We start from the raw sequence: 15,340 nt of genomic DNA, 5'->3' as shown, positions 1-15,340 counted from the left end.
CGGCCTCGCAACACCTCCTGGCAGACTTGGCCGGATGAGCAGCGAGAACGAAGCGCCGGGGACGGTCGGAGCGGCCGGAAGGACCAGGGCGGCGGAGGCAGCCGGAACGGCCGGGGCGCCGGGGACGGCCGGGGCGCCGCCCGCCGTGGGGTCCGACAGTCCCTTCCGGCCCGCCTCCGCACGCGACGAGGCCCGGCAGTTCGTCCTGCCGCTGGTGGTGCGGATCGAGAAGGACGGGCCGCCGGCCCGGACCGACGCCCTGGAGACGGCCGCCCGCGCGGTGCTCGTCCTGCTGTCCGACGAGCGGGCGCACGGCGAGGGCGAGTGGGCCGAGGTCGTCCGGGACTGGCAGGACGCGCGGATCCGCAAGGTGGTGCGGCGGGCCCGGGGCGCGGAGTGGCGCAAGGCCGGGCAGCTGCCCGGCATCACCGTGCACGGCGAGGCCGCCGAGGTCCGGGTCTTCCCGCCGGTCCCGCTGGACGGCTGGCCCAAGGAGCTGGCCAAGCTCCAGGTGTCGGGCACGGACCTGGATGAGCCCGCCCCGGTGGCGGCCGCCGAGCCCGGCCTGCCAGTCCTGTGGCTCAACCCGGACCTCGACATGTCCGCGGGCAAGGCGATGGCCCAGGTCGGCCACGGCGCCCAGCTGGCCTGGTGGGCCCTGGACCACGCCGAGCGCGAGCGCTGGGCGGCGACCGGCTTCCGCCTCGCGGTCCGCACCGCCGACCCGGCCCACTGGACGGCCCTCACCACCGCCGGCCTCCCGGTGGTCCGCGACGCGGGCTTCACGGAGATCGCCCCCGGCAGCGCCACGGTCATCGCCGACCACCCGGGCCTGACGTCCGGACGGCTCTTCGCACCGTAGCCGGACGCGCTCGGAGGGCCGGGACGGGCCCGCACCGAAGTAGGGACGGAATAAGGGAACCTCAAATGTTCCTCTGAACGTCCCCCTGCCTGGATTGGCGCCGATCCGCTCGGGCCATGACTGCGTCACGGACCGATGTGGCGGAAGCAGGGGGGACACATGCAGGACGAGAAGACGCCGGCCATGGCACGCCTGGGTGTGGGCATCGGCTGGCGGCCGGAGATCGCGGCGGCGGTCGAGCGGCTGCCGGGGCTCGACTGGGTCGAGGTGGTCGCGGAGAACCTGTGCGCCGGCCACCTGCCCGAGTCGCTGGTACGGCTGCGCGACCGCGGGGTCACGGTGGTCCCGCACGGCGTCTCGCTCGGGCTCGGCGGCGCCGACCGGCCGGCCGCGGGCAAGCTGGCGGACCTGGCCGAGCGGGCCCTGGCCCTGGGCGCACCGCTGGTCAGCGAGCACATCGCGTTCGTGCGGGCCGGCGGGGCACTGACCGCCTCCGCACAGCTGGAGGCGGGCCACCTGCTGCCGGTGCCGCGCACCCGGGACGCCCTGGCGGTGCTCTGCGAGAACGTCCGGATCGCCCAGGACGCGCTGCCGGTGCCGCTGGCCCTGGAGAACATCGCCGCGCTGTTCTCCTGGCCCGGCGACGAGCTGACGGAGGGGCAGTTCCTGTCGGAGCTGGTGGAGCGGACCGGGGTACGGCTGCTGATCGACGTGGCCAACCTGCACACCAACCGGGTCAACCGCGGCGAGGACCCGCTGGCCGTGCTGGACGCGCTGCCGGTGGAGGCGCTGGCGTACGTGCACGTGGCCGGCGGGCTGGCCCGCGGCGGGGTCTGGCACGACACGCACGCGCACCCGGTGCCGCCCGAGGTGCTGGAGCTGCTGACCGAGCTGCGCTCGCGGGTGGACCCGCCGGGCGTCCTGCTGGAGCGGGACGACGACTTCCCGCCGGAGCCGGAGCTGGCGGCGGAACTCACCGCCGTCCGCACGGCCCTGGCGGCGGGCGCCACCGCCCGCGTACCGGCCGCCCGGCGGGCCGCCGACGGACGCGCGCCGGGGCTCGAGGAGGAGGACGGCACGAAGCCGGGTGACCTGCCCGAGGCGGTGCGCGGCCGGGTGGCCGTGGCGCAGGCCGCGGTGCTCTCCGCCCTGGTGGCCGGCACCCCGGTGCCCGAGGGCTTCGACGCCCGGCGGCTGCGGGTGCAGGCCCGGGCGCTGGCCGCCAAGCGGGCCGACGTGATCGCCAAGGTCGCCCCCGAACTGCCGCGCATCCTCGGCCCGGAGGCGTACCGGAAGGCCTTCCTCGGCTACGCCGGGGGCCGCCCGATGTCCGCCGGCTACCGCCGCGACGCCCTCGACTTCGTCGAGCACCTGCTCGTCGGCCCGGACCTGGACGGGCTGGTGCGGCGCCGGCTCACCGCCTGGTGGCGGGACCGCACCGGCCCGAAACCACCGGGCCGGATCGCCCGCATCGCCCACCGCATCGCGCCCCGCCGGCCCGTGGGGAGGAAAACCCCGTGAACACGCTCGCCCTCGCCCTCTGGATCGCCGTCCTGCTCTCGACCCTCGCGCTGGCCCTGGGGCTGCGGCACTCCCGCCGCCGGCACGGCGCCGACGGGGTGCTGCACGACCTCACCGAGGCCGCCTTCCTCGCCGGCGGGCCCCGCCGGGTGGTGGACACCGCGCTGGTCGCGCTCTGCCAGGACGGCCGGATGATGATCGGCGGGCCCGGCATCGTCCAGGTCCGCTCCGGCGCCCGGGCCACCGACCCGGTGGAGCGGGCCGTGCTGCGGGCCCAGGAGGCCGCACCCCACGGCGCGCTGGCCGCCCTGCGGTTCGCCGTGATGCGCGACCCCGCGGTCCAGGAGACCGGCGACGGGCTGGCCGCCCGCGGGCTGCTGGCCGCGCCCGGGGCGGGCACCCCCTGGCGGCGCTGGGGTCTGGTCCAGGCCCTGGTCTGCCTGCTGCTGGTGCCGGTCTCCTTCGCGCTCACCGTCGTCCAGTGGGCGTCGGCGGACACCTACGAGTTCGACGTACCGCTCTTCGCGCTGGCCGCGCCCGCCCTGTTCCTCGGACTGATCGCCGGGCTGGTGCTGCGCGCCGCCGCGGGCAAGCGGCTCACCGCCGCGGGCAAGACCGCCCTCGACGGCTACCGGCGCGCCCACCTCACCTCGTCCGACCTGGCGGTGCGGACCGCGCTCATGGGGCCCCGGGCGCTGCCGGACCCCCTGCTGCGGATGCAGCTGATGGCCTTCCCGATGCCCGGCGGCCGGGCCCGGTCCGGCTCCGGCGGCGGTACGGGCCGCTCCGCGCACCACTCCTGCGGGTCCAGCGGCTTCGAGGCGCCCGTGATGTGGTGTGCGAGCGGCGACGGCGGCGGGGGCTCGGGCGGTTCGGGCTGCGGCTCGTCGGGGTCCGGCTGCGGATCCTCCGGGTCCGGTTGCGGCTCGTCCGGATCGGGGTGCGGGTCCTCGGGGTCGAGTTGCGGGTCGTCCGGGTCCAGTTGCGGATCCTCGAGCTCCAGTTGTTCCTCGGGATCGAGTTGCGGCAGTTCATCCGGTTCGAGCTGCGGAAGCAGCAGTTCCTGATCACGGACCCATCACGAGCTGCTCACACCTGAGTTGTCGGCCCGTCACACCCCGTCTTCCGGCGGGTAGAACGACCCGCATGTTCTGGGTCCTCTTTCTCCTGCTCGCCTGGGCGGGGGCGGTCCTCTCCTGCGCCCGGCTGATACTGGCCGCGACCGCGGTCGCGGGCACCGCCCGGCCCGCCGACGACGGCGCCGGCCGGGACGAGCTCAGCCTCTACGAGGCCGCCTACCTCTCGGGCGGCCCGCAGCGGGTGGCCGTCCTGACGCTGCTGTCGATGCAGCGGCAGCGCCGGGTGCTGCTGGCCCGGACCGGCTGGGCCACGGTCGTGGACCCGGTCGGCCGGGACGAGCTGGAGCGCTGCGTGCTGGGCGCGATCGGGCCGGACGGGCAGTCCCCGGTGGAGGCCGTCCGGGCCGCCGCCGCCCAGGACGTGACGGTGCGCGCGCTCGCCCGCCGGCTGGACGACGCGGGGCTGGCGGTGCCCGAGCCGGAGCGGCGGAGCCTGTGCGAGGCGGTGCGCGGGGTGAAGGCGGCCACCGTGCTCGTGGTCGCGCTGGCGGTGACCGCGGCCCTGCTCCCGCAGACCGGCGCGGACCGGGTGCTGATGGTCTGGTGGTTCGCGCTGCCGCTGGTGCTCACGGTCTGCTGCCTGGGCATCGCCCGCTTCGAGTCGCACCCCTACTCGCCCTGGGCCTCCCCCGCCGGGCAGCGGCTGCTGATCCGGCTGGACGACGACCGGCGGCTGGAGGGGGACCGCGGGTACCTGACCGCGGTCGCCGTCCGGGGGCTGGCCGCGGTCAAGGACCCCGACCTGCGCGCGGCCCTGTCCGGCGGCCGGGGCCGGATCCCCGCCGCCCGGGGGCATTGACCCCGACACCCGCGCCGCTTCCTTTACTTCGGCCCCACCCCCATGAAACATCCACTTATCTGACGATCAGTAAGAAATAGGATGTAAGGGGATACCGCCATGCGGGACGTGCGGGAACTCGTCCGGTACGGAGTGACCGCCACGGTCCTCTCCCTGAGCCTCGTCGCCCCGGCCCCCGCCGGGGCGTTCGCCGCCGGGCACCCGGCCGCACCGGGCGGCCCCGCCGCGCCCGGCGCGGCCTTCGCCAAGACCCCCGAGATGGCCGGCGCCGCCAAGGCCGCCCGGCGCGCCGCGACCGCCGGGCTGGCCTGGCGCCGCTGCCCGGCGGTCGAGGACCTGCCGCCGACCGCCCAGTGCGCGCTGCTGCGGGTGCCGCTCGACTACGCCCGGCCCGACGGGACGCAGATCCACCTGACCGTCAGCCGGATGAAGGCCACCGGCAAGCGGGCCGCCCGGCAGGGCTCCCTGGTCTACAACCCCGGCGGCCCCGGCGCCTCGGGCATGTTCTTCCCCGTCGTCGGGATGCTCCCCGACTGGCAGCGGGTGGCCGCCGCCTACGACCTGGTCGGCTACGCCCCGCGCGGGGTGGCCCGCTCGGCCCCGCTCTCCTGCGAGTCCCCCAAGGCCTTCACGCACGCCCCCACCCAGGTGCCGGCCGTCCCCTCGGCCGCGTACAAGAAGCAGCGGATCGCCGCCGCCCGGGCCTACGCCCAGGGCTGCGCCCGCACCGCCGGCGCGGCGCTGCGCCAGTACAACACCCTCAACAACGTCCGGGACCTGGACGTCCTGCGGGCCGCCCTGGGCGACCGGAAGCTGACCTTCATGGGCGCCTCCTACGGCACCTACCTGGGGGCGCTCTACGCCACGCTCTACCCGTCGTACGTGCGGCGGATGGTCTTCGACTCGGTGGTCAACCCCGACCCGTCGGGCATCTGGTACCGCAACAACCTCGAGCAGTCATTGGCCTTCGAGTCCCGCTGGCGCGACTTCCGCGCCTGGGCCGCCCGGAACGACCGGACGTACCGGCTGGGCCGCACCCCCGAGGCGGTGCAGGCCTCGTACGAGAAGGTGCGGGCGGCCGTCGCGCGCCGGCCCGCGGGCGGCGTGGTGGGCACCGGCGAACTCCAGGCCGCGTTCCTCAAGACGGCGTACTACGACGAGTACTGGGCGATGCGGGCCGGGGCGCTGAGCGCCTTCCTGCGCGGCGACCCGAGCCAGCTGGTCGAGCAGGCGGGGCCGGACCCGTCGACGGCGGCCGAGGAGGAGAACGCGAACGCCGTCTACACGGCGGTGCTGTGCAACGACGCGCCCTGGCCGGTGAAGTGGCAGACCTGGGACCGGGACAACACCGCGCTGGCCCGCCGGGCGCCCTTCGAGACCTGGGACAACGCCTGGACCAACCTGCCCTGCGCCTTCTGGCCGGCGGCCCGGCAGATGCGGATGGACGTACGGACCCGTCCCAAGGCGCTGCCGCCCACGCTGATCGTGGCGGCGGAGCGGGACGCGGCGACCCCCTACGCGGGGGCCCTGGAGCTCCAGAGGCGCCTGGGCGGCGCCGCGCTGGTGACCGAGCGGGCGGCCGGCACGCACGGCGTGGCCGGCGGCCGCAACGCCTGCGTCGACCGGCACGTGGAGCGGTACCTGCTCACCGGCGCCACGCCCGGGTGGCGTGCCACCTGTGCGCCGCATCCGGAGCCCGCACCGGTGTCGTTGGACCAGCGGGCGGCGGCGGCCCCGAGGGCCGCGCTGCCACCTGCCGTCTGAACTTCCGGGCGGGTCCGGCTGCGTCGGTTTCGGGGGCGGTCCCCCCGATCCATCGGAGGCAGTCATCCTCCGATCCATCCCCCCTGGGGAGGTCAGGCGAGTCCGGCGACCAGATCGGCCACGGACTTGCGGCGCCCGGTGTAGAAGGGCACCTCTTCCCGGACGTGCATGCGGGCCTCGGAGGCGCGCAGGTGGCGCATGAGGTCGACGATGCGGTAGAGCTCGTCGGCCTCGAAGGCCAGCAGCCACTCGTAGTCGCCCAGCGAGAACGAGGCGACCGTGTTGGCGCGCACGTCCGGGTAGCCGCGGGCCATCTTGCCGTGGTCCGCGAGCATCCGGCGACGGTCCTCGTCGGGCAGCAGGTACCAGTCGTACGAGCGCACGAACGGGTAGACGCTGACGTAGTCGCGGGCCACCTCGTCGGCCAGGAAGGCCGGGATGTGGGACTTGTTGAACTCCGCGGGACGGTGCAGCGCCATGTTCGACCACACCGGCTCCAGCGCGCGGCCAAGCTTGGTGCGGCGGAACAGGTTGTAGGCGCCCTGCAGCTCGTCCGCGGTCTCGGCGTGCCACCAGATCATGACGTCCGCGTCGGCGCGCAGGCCGGAGACGTCGTAGGTGCCGCGGACCGTGATGTCCTTGGCGGCCAGCTGGTCGAACAGCTCCTGCACCTCGTCGGCGTAACCGGCGCGGTCCTCGGGGAGCACGTCCTTCAGCTTGAAGACGGACCACAGGGTGTAGCGAATGACTTCGTTGAGGTCCTTGGCCTTCTTCCCCGCGTTGGGGGTCTTCTCTGGTGCAGTCATGTGCCCTATTGTCCCGTGTCCGAATCGGTGCTCTGCGCCAGGGTGCCCATGATCGCCTCGACGGCGGTCCCGGCACCGGCGATGCAGGCCGGCACGCCCACGCCGTCGTAGAGCGCCCCGCACACCGCGAGCCCGGGAACTCCCGCCACGGCGGCCCGGATCCGCTCCGTCTTCGCCACGTGACCCACCTCGTACTGGGGCAGTCCGCCGTCCCAGCGGGTGACGGTGGCGGCCACCGGCCGGGCGGCCAGCCCGACGGCCTCGGCCAGGTCCGCCAGTGAGGCGTCGACCAGCTCGGCGTCCTCCCGCTTGAGGTCGCCCTCGTCGCCGTGCCGGCCGACGGAGGTGCGCAGGAAGAACAGCTCCGGGTCGGCCCCGCCCACCCAGTCCCACTTGTTGCTGCTGAAGGTGGAGGCCTTGATGGTGCGGCCGTCCACCTGCGGGACCAGGAAGCCGCTGCCGGTGAGCGCGGCCGGCAGCTCGGAGCGCCGGAAGGCCATGGTGACCAGCGCCATCGAGGCGTACTCGACGGAGCGCAGCTCGGCGGCGGCCGCGGGGGCGACCGCCTCGAGCAGCCGGGCGGCCGGACCGGCCGGGGTGGCGAGCAGCACGGCGTCCGCCGCGATCCGCTCGCCGGCGGCCGTGGTGACCTGCCAGCCGCCCTCGGGGGTACGGGCCAGGGCCTGTACGGGGGTACCGGTGCGCAGCTCGGCGCCGGCGGCGCGCAGGGCGTCGGCGACGGCCAGCGGGAGCCGTCCGATGCCGCCCTCAATGCCCTGGAAGACCGGGCCGGTGGCGGCGGCGCCGATCACGGTGGTGGTGGCCGCGGCGGTCTGCTGGACGGCGCGCACGCTCTCGCCCAGCGAGGCGTGCTCGCGGGCCGCGGCGAAGAGGGCGGGGACGGCCGCGCGCAGCGAGATGCGGTAGGCGTCGCCGGCGTAGACCCCGCCGAGCAGCGGCTCGACCAGGCGGTCGACCGGCTCCCGGCCGACCCGGGCGGCGACGTACTCGCCCACCGCGATGTCCTCGCCGATCTCCGTCGGCGGCAGCTCGGCGTCCTGCCCGACCCGGGCCAGGCCGGCCTCGGAGAGGATGCCGGCGGCCCGCAGCAGCCCGGCGTCGGCGGTGACGCCCATGACGTGGCCGCGGGGCATCGGGCGCAGGGTGCCGCGGGTCCACAGGGCCGCGGTCGCGGTGGCGGGCGGCTGGAGGTCGCCGGCCAGGCCGACGGCCGTGGCCAGGTCGATCGCCTCGGGGCGGCGGGCCAGCAGGGACTCGGCCCCCAGGTCCACCGGGGCGCCCGCCAGCTCACCGGCGTACAGCTTGCCGCCGAGCCGGCCGGAGGCCTCCAGGAGGGTCACCCGGACGCCCAGCCCGGTCAGCCGGTGGGCCGCGGCCAGCCCGGCGATCCCGCCGCCGACCACGACGACCCGCGGCGCCGGCCGCCCGCCCCCGCTGCCCGCTCCGGCCGCCCGGCCCGTACGGATGTCCGCTTCTCGCATGGGGTCATCGTCTCATTTCCCGTACCGAGGCCGGACCGTGACCGGTTCGGGACCGGGGGCGGCAACCGGGGGCGGTGGTGGGACGTCGAAACGAGGACATCACACGACCCTCGGGGGTGGCCGGAATGAGAGCAGTACGGGCGGCACGACGACGGACCGCGACGGCCCTGGCGGCCCTGTCCCTGGCCGGGGCGCTGGCGCTGGCCGGCTGCGGGTCCGCGGACGACCGCGGCTCCGACGCCAAGTCCGGCGCCCGGGCGGACATCGGCCGGCAGGACGCGGACGGCTCCGGCGGATCGGCCGCCCGGCCGGGCGCGGGCGGCTCCGGCGGCGGTACGGCCGGCACGTCCGGTACCGGCGGCGCGGCGGCCGACGGCAAGGCGGCCGGCAGCCCCGCCCCCGGCAAGGCCCCGGCCGTCCTCCCCAAGATCATCCGGACCGCCCGGCTGTCCCTGGAGGTCAAGGACACCCAGGCGGCGCTGGTCACCGCCCGGGCCGCCGCCACCGGCGCGGGCGGGTACGTGGGCGACGAGTCCACCCGCCGCGAGCCGGCCGCCGACGGCCGCCAGAGCGTGGTCTCCGAGCTGACCCTGCGGGTGCCGGTGGAGCGGTTCGACGCGGTGCTCGGCGCGCTGTCGGGCGGCGGCCGGCTGCTCAGCCGGAAGGTGGACGCACAGGACGTCACCCGGCAGGTGGTCGACGTGGAGAGCCGGGTCGCCTCGCAGCGGGCCAGTGTGGCGCGGGTGCGGGCCATGATGGACCGGGCCGACCAGCTGAGCGACGTGGTGATGCTGGAGGGCGAGTTGAGCCGCCGTCAGGCCGAGCTGGAGTCCCTGCTGGCGCAGCGGGACTCGCTGGCGGACCAGACCGCGATGGCCACCGTCACCGTCTCGCTCGCCGAGCCGGGGCGGCCCGCGCCGCCGGCGGCGAAGGACGACGAGCCCGGCTTCACGGACGCGGTCTCGGCCGGCTTCGACGTCTTCGTGGCCGTGCTGCGCTGGATCAGCCTGGTCCTCGGCGCGCTGCTGCCGTTCCTGGCCGCCGGCGCGCTGGCCGCCCTGGTCTTCCGCGCTGTGCGGCGGGCCCGGCCCGGCCGCAAGGCGGCGCCCGCCACCGCGGAACGGGAGTCGGCCGCGGTCCCCGCGATGCCGTCCGGGGCCCCGGAGGTACCCGCGCAGACCGGCCCCGCGCCCGTCGACGGGGAGACGCCGCGACCGCAGCCGTAGCGTGGTCCGCACGGCACCACGGTGCGGACGAGAGCGCGGGACGGGAGCGGGTCATGGCGGCGGAACGACTGGTGGTGGTCGGGGGCGACGCGGCGGGGATGTCCGCCGCGTCGCAGGCGCGGCGGCTCAAGGGGCCGGACGAACTGGAGATCGTGGCCTTCGAGCGCTCCCCCTTCACCTCCTACTCGGCCTGCGGGATCCCGTACTGGATCGGCGGCGCGGTCTCCGACCGGGACGACCTGGTGGCCCGGACGCCCGAGGAGCACCGGGCCCGCGGGATCGACCTGCGGATCCGCACCGAGGTCACCGAGCTGGACCTGGCCGGCGGCCGGGTCCGGGCCCGGGACCTGGCGAGCGGGGCGGAGTCCTGGACCGGCTTCGACAAGCTGGTGCTGGCCACCGGCGCCCGCCCGGTCCGGCCGCCGCTGCCGGGCATCGACGCGGCGGGGGTGCACGGCGTGCAGACCCTGGAGGACGGGCAGGCGCTGCTGGACACGCTGGCCGGGACCGCGGGCCGGCGCGCGGTGGTGGTGGGCGCCGGCTACATCGGCGTGGAGATGGCCGAGGCGCTGGTGGTCCGCGGGTACGAGGTCACCGTGCTGCACCGGGGCGCGCAGCCGATGGCCACCCTGGACCCGGACATGGGCGGGCTGGTGCACTCGGCGATGAACGCCATGGGCATCCGCACGGTGGCCGGCGCCGAGGTCACGAAGATCCTGACGGACGAGCGGGGGCGGGCCCGGGCGGTGGCCACCGCGGCCGGCGAGGAGTACCCGGCGGACGTGGTGGTGCTCGGCATCGGGGTGGCGCCGCGCACCGAGCTGGCCCGGGCGGCGGGGCTGCCGCTGGGCGAGTCCGGCGGGCTGCTGACGGACCTGTCGATGCGGGTGCGCGGGTACGGGAACGTCTGGGCGGGCGGGGACTGCGTGGAGGTGCTGGACCTGGTCTCGGGCCGGTACCGGCACATCCCGCTGGGCACCCACGCGAACAAGCACGGACAGGTGATCGGGTCCGGGGCCGGCGGCGGGTACGCGACCTTCCCGGGGGTGGTGGGGACCGCGGTCAGCAAGGTCTGCGACCTGGAGATCGCCCGGACCGGGCTGCGGGAGAAGGACGCGCTCGCGGTGGGGCTGCGGTTCGTGACGGCGACGATCAGCTCGACGACCACGGCCGGGTACTACCCGGGGGCGGCCCAGACGACCGTCAAGATGCTGGCCGAGCGGGGCACCGGACGGCTGCTGGGGGTGCAGATCGTGGGCGGGGCCGGCTCGGCGAAGCGGGTGGACGTGGCGGCGGTGGCCCTGACCGCCGGGATGACGGTCGAGCAGGTCGTCTCGCTGGACCTGGGGTACGCCCCGCCGTTCTCCCCGGTCTGGGACCCGGTGCTGGTGGCGGCCCGGCGCGCGGTGCGCGCGGTCCGGGCGGCCGGGGTCTGACCGGCGCGGGCCGGTCCGCACGGCGGCGGACCGGCCCGGCGGCTCAGCGCTGCGTCTTGGTGTGGACGTACTCCACGAGGCGGGTCAGCGCGTCGGGGTCCGTGGTGGGCAGCACGCCGTGGCCCAGGTTGAAGACGTGGCCCTCCAGGCCCGCCGCGGCCGCCAGGACCTCGTCGGTCTTGGCCTCCACGGCCTCGGTGGTGGCGAAGAGCACGGCGGGGTCCAGGTTGCCCTGGAGCGCCTTGCCGGGGCCGACCCGGCGCACGGCCTCGTCGAGCGGGACCCGGTAGTCGACGCCCATGACGTCCGCGCCGGCCTCGCCCATCAGGCCGAGGAGCTCGCCGGTGCCCACGCCGAAGTGGATCCGCGGGACGCCGTAGGAGGCGACGGACGCCAGGACCTTCGAGGACGCCGGCATGATCGAGCGGCGGTAGTCCGCCGGGGGCAGCGCGCCGACCCAGGAGTCGAAGAGCTGGACCGCGGAGGCGCCGGCCTCGATCTGGACCTTGAGGAAGGCGGAGGTGATCTCGGCGAGGCGGTCCAGCAGGTCGGCCCACAGCTGCGGGTCGCCGTACATGAGCGCCTTGGTGTGCTCGTGGTTGCGGGAGGGCCCGCCCTCGACGAGGTAGCTCGCGAGGGTGAAGGGCGCGCCGGCGAAGCCGATCAGCGGGGTACCGCCCAGTTCGGCCGTCAGCATGCCGATCGCCTCGGTGACGTAGGGGACGTCGTCCGGGGTGAGGTCGCGCAGCCGGGCGAGGTCGGCGCGGGTGCGGATCGGCTGGGCGACGACGGGGCCGACGCCCGGCTTGATGTCCAGGTCGATCCCGATGGCCTTGAGCGGCACCACGATGTCGCTGAAGAAGATCGCGGCGTCGACGTCGTGGCGGCGCACCGGCTGGAGGGTGATCTCGGTGACCAGGTCGGGGCGCATGCACGACTCGAGCATGGCGGTGCCCTCGCGGACCCGGCGGTACTCGGGGAGTGAGCGGCCGGCCTGGCGCATGAACCACACCGGGGTGTGCGGCACCGGCTCCCGGCGGCACGCCTTGAGGAAGGCGGAATCGTACGTCTGGCTGGGCTGGCCCGCGGGCCTGTCAATGGCACTCACGACCCAAATCCTCGCACGTACGAAGAAGTGCCCGACCCGGGCCGGGTGTCCTTGCGCTGAACGGGGCGCTCTTCCGCCTAGTCTTCCCCGCATGGCTGCGGCTCAGGGACGATTTTCAGATGGCGCTGACGGTGTGGACAGCGCGAAGGAGAGCTCCGTCCCGCTCCCGTTCAAAAGGGCGGTCGACGGCTTGACGAAGGCGCGGCTGCGGCCGGGGATCGAGATCGACCCCACCCGGCCGCCGCAGAGACTCGCCCCGTACGCCTACGCGCTGGAGGCCGCGGTGGTCGAGGGCGAGGAGGACCTGGCCGACGGGCGGCTGATCCTGCTGCACGACCCGGCCGGGCACGAGGCCTGGCACGGGACCTTCCGCCTGGTGACGCTGGTCCGGGCGGAGCTCGAGCCGGAGATGGCCGCGGACCCGCTGCTGCCCGAGGTGTCCTGGTCCTGGCTGACGGGGGCGCTGGAGGCGCGGGGGCTGGCGTACGGGGAGGCGAGCGGCACGGTCACCCGGGCCTCCTCGCACTACTTCGGGGGCCTGTCGGCCCGGCGGCCGGCCACCCAGATCGAGATCAGGGCCTCCTGGACGCCGCGTGAGGGGGTGGGCGGGGTGCCGGACACCGCCGCCCACCTGGCGGCCTGGTGCGAGCTGCTGTGCCAGGTGGCGGGGCTGGAGCCGGTGCAGCCGGCGGACACGGCCGTGGTCTCCCTGCCACAGCGGCGCGGTCCGCACCACCCGTAGGAATCGGGCCGACCGGCCGAACAGCGTCGCCCGTCCGGGGTCTCCTCAGGAGGCCCCGGTCGGCGTTCACGGGGGCGGCGCGGGGGCCTCCGGGGCCCGTGGGGCCCGGGGTGATGCGCCACAACGACGCACTCCCTGAAGGGTTCTGATCACCCTTTGATCGATCGCGCGTCCGAATTGCCCGAATTGTTACTCACTAAATCGTGATCATTCCCTAAAGCCGGGCGGGTGGCGTGCCGAAGGAGTCAGTGACCATCCGCACGGTTCGCACCGGCTTCCTTCCCCGAGCCGGCCGTCCCGCCACTCCCCCCAGGAGGCCTGGTGTCCGTTCTTCTCGAGCAGCCCGCAAGCCTGGTCGCCTACCGCCCGAACAAGCCGACGGCCATGGTCGTCGTGGCCGACCCGCGCGTGCGTTCGACCGTGACCCGGCACCTCTGGGCCCTCGGCGTACGCGATGTGATCGAGGCGTCGTCCATCGCGGAGGCCCGCCCCCGCGTCGGCAACCCGCGCGACATCTGCGTGGCCGACGTCCACCTGCCCGACGGCTCCGGTCTCACGCTCCTGTCGGAGACCCGCGCCGCGGGCTGGCCCAACGGCCTGGCCCTGTCCGCCGCCGACGACATCGGCGCGGTCCGCAACGCCCTCGCGGGCGGCGTGAAGGGCTACGTCGTCACCGGTACGCGCACCAACATCGGGCTGCCCTCCCGGCCCGGCGCCGCTCCGATCGGGGCCGCCGCGGCCCGGATGCACCGCCGCCCCCCGGGTGCCCCGAGCCACCCGGGCGGCTACCGCGAGCTCTCCGGCCGTGAGGTCGAAGTGCTCCGCCTGGTCGCCGAGGGCCAGTCCAACAAGGCCATCGGCGTCTCGATGGGGCTCTCCGCCCTGACCGTGAAGTCCCACCTCGCCCGGATCGCCCGCAAGCTGGGCACCGGCGACCGCGCCGGCATGGTCGCGGTGGCCCTGCGCACGGGGATCATTCACTGACCCAGCCGTCCGCAAACGCCCGGGGGACACCGGGAAACGGACGTACGGCCACCGGGAAACGGCCGTACGAACACCTCGCGCCCGTCGACGGAACGTTCCGGCGACGGGCGCGGTGCATCCACGGATACCCTTGACAGGTGACAGACGCCCAAGAGACCGCAGCAGACGCGGCACTGCGCAACACCACCGGGGGCGGCCCCCCGGACGACGGCGAATCGTCCCCTGGGCTGCCCGTCCCCATCCCCCTGCTCGAACCGCGCGAGGGGATCCCTCCCGTGGTCGCCGACGAGAGCGCCCTGGCCGAGGTGATCGCGGCCTTCGCCGCGGGCACCGGACCGGTGGCCGTCGACGCCGAGCGCGCCTCCGGCTACCGCTACGGACAGCGGGCCTACCTGGTGCAGTTGCGCCGGGAGGGGGCCGGCTCGGCCCTCATCGACCCGGTCGGCTGCCCCGACCTCTCGGGGCTGGGCGAGGTGCTGGCCGGAACCGAGTGGATCCTGCACGCCGCCACCCAGGACCTGCCGTGCCTGCGGGAAATAGGCATGGTGCCGACCTCCCTCTTCGACACGGAGCTGGCCGGCCGGCTGGCCGGGTTCCCGCGGGTCGGGCTGGGCGCGATGGTCGAGAGCGTGCTCGGCTACGCCCTGGAGAAGGGGCACTCGGCCGTGGACTGGTCCACCCGCCCGCTGCCGGAGCCGTGGCTGCGCTACGCCGCGCTCGACGTGGAGCTGCTGGTGGACCTGCGGGACGCGCTCGAGAAGGAGCTGGACCGGCAGGGCAAGCTCGAGTGGGCCCGCCAGGAGTTCGACGCCATCGCCGCCGCCCCGCCCGCCCCGCCGCGCAAGGACCCCTGGCGCCGCACCTCCGGCATGCACAAGGTGCGCCGCCGCCGTCAGATGGCGGTGGTCCGGGAGCTGTGGACGGCCCGCGACCGGATCGCCCAGCGCCGCGACATCTCCCCCGGCAAGGTGCTCGGGGACGCCGCGATCGTGGAGGCCGCGCTGGCCCTGCCGGTGAACGTCCACGCGCTGGCCGCGCTGCCCGGGTACGGGCAGCGGATGGGCCGGCGCCAGCTGGACCAGTGGATGGCGGCCGTGGAGCGGGCCAGGGCCCTGCCGGACGCCGAGCTGCCGCAGCCGGGACAGACCCCCTCGGGCCCTCCCCCGCCGCGGTCCTGGGCCGAGAAGGACCCGGTGGCCGCGGCCCGTCTCTCGGCGGCCCGGGCGGCCGTCTCGGCGCTGGCCGAGCAGCTGCACCTGCCCCAGGAGAACCTGATCACCCCGGACACCGTCCGCCGGCTGTGCTGGGAGCCCCCGCAGCGGGTGGACGCCGACACCGTCGCCGAGACCCTGACCGGCCACGGCGCCCGCCCCTGGCAGGTCGAGCAGGTGACCCCGGGCCTGGTGACGGCCCTGGTGCAGGCCCAGGCCTGAGGTAGCGCCCCGTACGGC

At 75.5% G+C, this 15,340-nt stretch carries 13 protein-coding genes; 10 read left to right on the top strand and 3 right to left on the bottom strand.

Annotation, left to right across the window (positions count from 1 at the left end; translation table 11 throughout):
• The first annotated feature begins 34 nt into the window (after positions 1 to 34).
• From AB0O40_RS00940 to AB0O40_RS00920, 5 genes are all read left to right on the top strand, one after another.
• On the top strand, positions 35 to 862 hold the full coding sequence (locus tag AB0O40_RS00940) for an aminoacyl-tRNA hydrolase (RefSeq protein WP_365034241.1): 828 nt from the start codon (positions 35 to 37) through the stop codon (positions 860 to 862).
• 159 nt (positions 863 to 1,021) lie between these two features.
• A complete protein-coding gene (locus tag AB0O40_RS00935; protein ID WP_365034239.1) occupies positions 1,022 to 2,383 on the top strand; it encodes a DUF692 domain-containing protein in 1,362 nt (453 codons plus the stop codon).
• Positions 2,380 to 3,450 carry a TIGR04222 domain-containing membrane protein gene (locus tag AB0O40_RS00930; protein WP_365034237.1) on the top strand — a complete coding sequence of 357 codons (1,071 nt, stop codon included), beginning with the start codon at positions 2,380 to 2,382 and terminating at the stop codon, positions 3,448 to 3,450. Before AB0O40_RS00935 ends, AB0O40_RS00930 begins: the two co-directional genes overlap by 4 nt.
• A gap of 79 nt (positions 3,451 to 3,529) precedes the next feature.
• A complete protein-coding gene (locus AB0O40_RS00925; protein WP_365034236.1) occupies positions 3,530 to 4,321 on the top strand; it encodes a TIGR04222 domain-containing membrane protein in 792 nt (263 codons plus the stop codon).
• A gap of 99 nt (positions 4,322 to 4,420) precedes the next feature.
• Positions 4,421 to 6,085, top strand: a complete 1,665-nt coding sequence (locus AB0O40_RS00920) for an alpha/beta hydrolase (RefSeq protein WP_365034234.1) — start codon at positions 4,421 to 4,423, stop codon at positions 6,083 to 6,085.
• Positions 6,086 to 6,177: 92 nt separating this feature from the next.
• Here AB0O40_RS00920 and hemQ read toward each other — a convergent pair whose 3' ends face one another.
• On the bottom strand, positions 6,178 to 6,891 hold the full coding sequence (hemQ, locus tag AB0O40_RS00915) for a hydrogen peroxide-dependent heme synthase (protein WP_365034232.1): 714 nt from the start codon (positions 6,889 to 6,891) through the stop codon (positions 6,178 to 6,180).
• Between the two features lie 5 nt (positions 6,892 to 6,896).
• Positions 6,897 to 8,393, bottom strand: a complete 1,497-nt coding sequence (gene hemG / locus AB0O40_RS00910; protein WP_365034230.1) for a protoporphyrinogen oxidase — start codon at positions 8,391 to 8,393, stop codon at positions 6,897 to 6,899.
• A gap of 125 nt (positions 8,394 to 8,518) precedes the next feature.
• Between hemG and AB0O40_RS00905 the strand changes: the two genes are divergently transcribed.
• Both AB0O40_RS00905 and AB0O40_RS00900 read left to right on the top strand, forming a co-directional pair.
• Positions 8,519 to 9,619, top strand: coding sequence for a DUF4349 domain-containing protein (locus AB0O40_RS00905; RefSeq protein ID WP_365034228.1), 1,101 nt, complete (start codon positions 8,519 to 8,521; stop codon positions 9,617 to 9,619).
• Between the two features lie 53 nt (positions 9,620 to 9,672).
• Entirely contained in the window at positions 9,673 to 11,055 is a 1,383-nt protein-coding gene (locus tag AB0O40_RS00900; RefSeq protein ID WP_365034227.1) for an FAD-dependent oxidoreductase, read from the top strand.
• 43 nt (positions 11,056 to 11,098) lie between these two features.
• Here the strand turns inward: AB0O40_RS00900 and hemE are convergent, their stop codons facing one another.
• The gene (hemE, locus tag AB0O40_RS00895; protein ID WP_365034225.1) at positions 11,099 to 12,163 is read right to left on the bottom strand and encodes a uroporphyrinogen decarboxylase; all 1,065 of its coding nucleotides are present in this window, start codon (positions 12,161 to 12,163) and stop codon (positions 11,099 to 11,101) included.
• Between the two features lie 91 nt (positions 12,164 to 12,254).
• Here hemE and AB0O40_RS00890 point away from each other — a divergent pair, with 91 nt between their 5' ends.
• The 3 genes from AB0O40_RS00890 to AB0O40_RS00880 all read left to right on the top strand — a co-directional run bounded on the left by AB0O40_RS00890 (position 12,255) and on the right by AB0O40_RS00880 (position 15,322).
• A complete protein-coding gene (locus AB0O40_RS00890; protein WP_365034223.1) occupies positions 12,255 to 12,905 on the top strand; it encodes a DUF3000 domain-containing protein in 651 nt (216 codons plus the stop codon).
• A gap of 321 nt (positions 12,906 to 13,226) precedes the next feature.
• Positions 13,227 to 13,889, top strand: a complete 663-nt coding sequence (locus tag AB0O40_RS00885) for a response regulator transcription factor (RefSeq protein WP_365034221.1) — start codon at positions 13,227 to 13,229, stop codon at positions 13,887 to 13,889.
• A gap of 137 nt (positions 13,890 to 14,026) precedes the next feature.
• The gene (locus tag AB0O40_RS00880; protein ID WP_365034219.1) at positions 14,027 to 15,322 is read left to right on the top strand and encodes a ribonuclease D; all 1,296 of its coding nucleotides are present in this window, start codon (positions 14,027 to 14,029) and stop codon (positions 15,320 to 15,322) included.
• The last annotated feature ends 18 nt before the right edge of the window (positions 15,323 to 15,340 follow it).

The organism is Streptomyces sp. NPDC089919, assembly GCF_040684615.1.
Lineage (GTDB): Bacteria > Actinomycetota > Actinomycetes > Streptomycetales > Streptomycetaceae > Streptomyces.
The sequence above is the reverse complement of the archived record's forward strand: the minus strand, read 5'-3'. Positions and strand labels throughout refer to the sequence as shown.

Bases quoted from the DNA above. Each gene is read 5' to 3' on its own strand.
- AB0O40_RS00940 (WP_365034241.1), top strand. From the start codon at position 35: ATGAGCAGCGAGAACGAAGCGCCGGGGACGGTCGGAGCGGCCGGAAGG.
- AB0O40_RS00935 (WP_365034239.1), top strand. From the start codon at position 1,022: ATGCAGGACGAGAAGACGCCGGCCATGGCACGCCTGGGTGTGGGCATC.
- AB0O40_RS00925 (WP_365034236.1), top strand. From the start codon at position 3,530: ATGTTCTGGGTCCTCTTTCTCCTGCTCGCCTGGGCGGGGGCGGTCCTC.
- AB0O40_RS00920 (WP_365034234.1), top strand. From the start codon at position 4,421: ATGCGGGACGTGCGGGAACTCGTCCGGTACGGAGTGACCGCCACGGTC.
- hemQ (WP_365034232.1), bottom strand. From the start codon at position 6,891: ATGACTGCACCAGAGAAGACCCCCAACGCGGGGAAGAAGGCCAAGGAC.
- hemG (WP_365034230.1), bottom strand. From the start codon at position 8,393: ATGCGAGAAGCGGACATCCGTACGGGCCGGGCGGCCGGAGCGGGCAGC.
- AB0O40_RS00905 (WP_365034228.1), top strand. From the start codon at position 8,519: ATGAGAGCAGTACGGGCGGCACGACGACGGACCGCGACGGCCCTGGCG.
- AB0O40_RS00900 (WP_365034227.1), top strand. From the start codon at position 9,673: ATGGCGGCGGAACGACTGGTGGTGGTCGGGGGCGACGCGGCGGGGATG.
- AB0O40_RS00890 (WP_365034223.1), top strand. From the start codon at position 12,255: ATGGCTGCGGCTCAGGGACGATTTTCAGATGGCGCTGACGGTGTGGAC.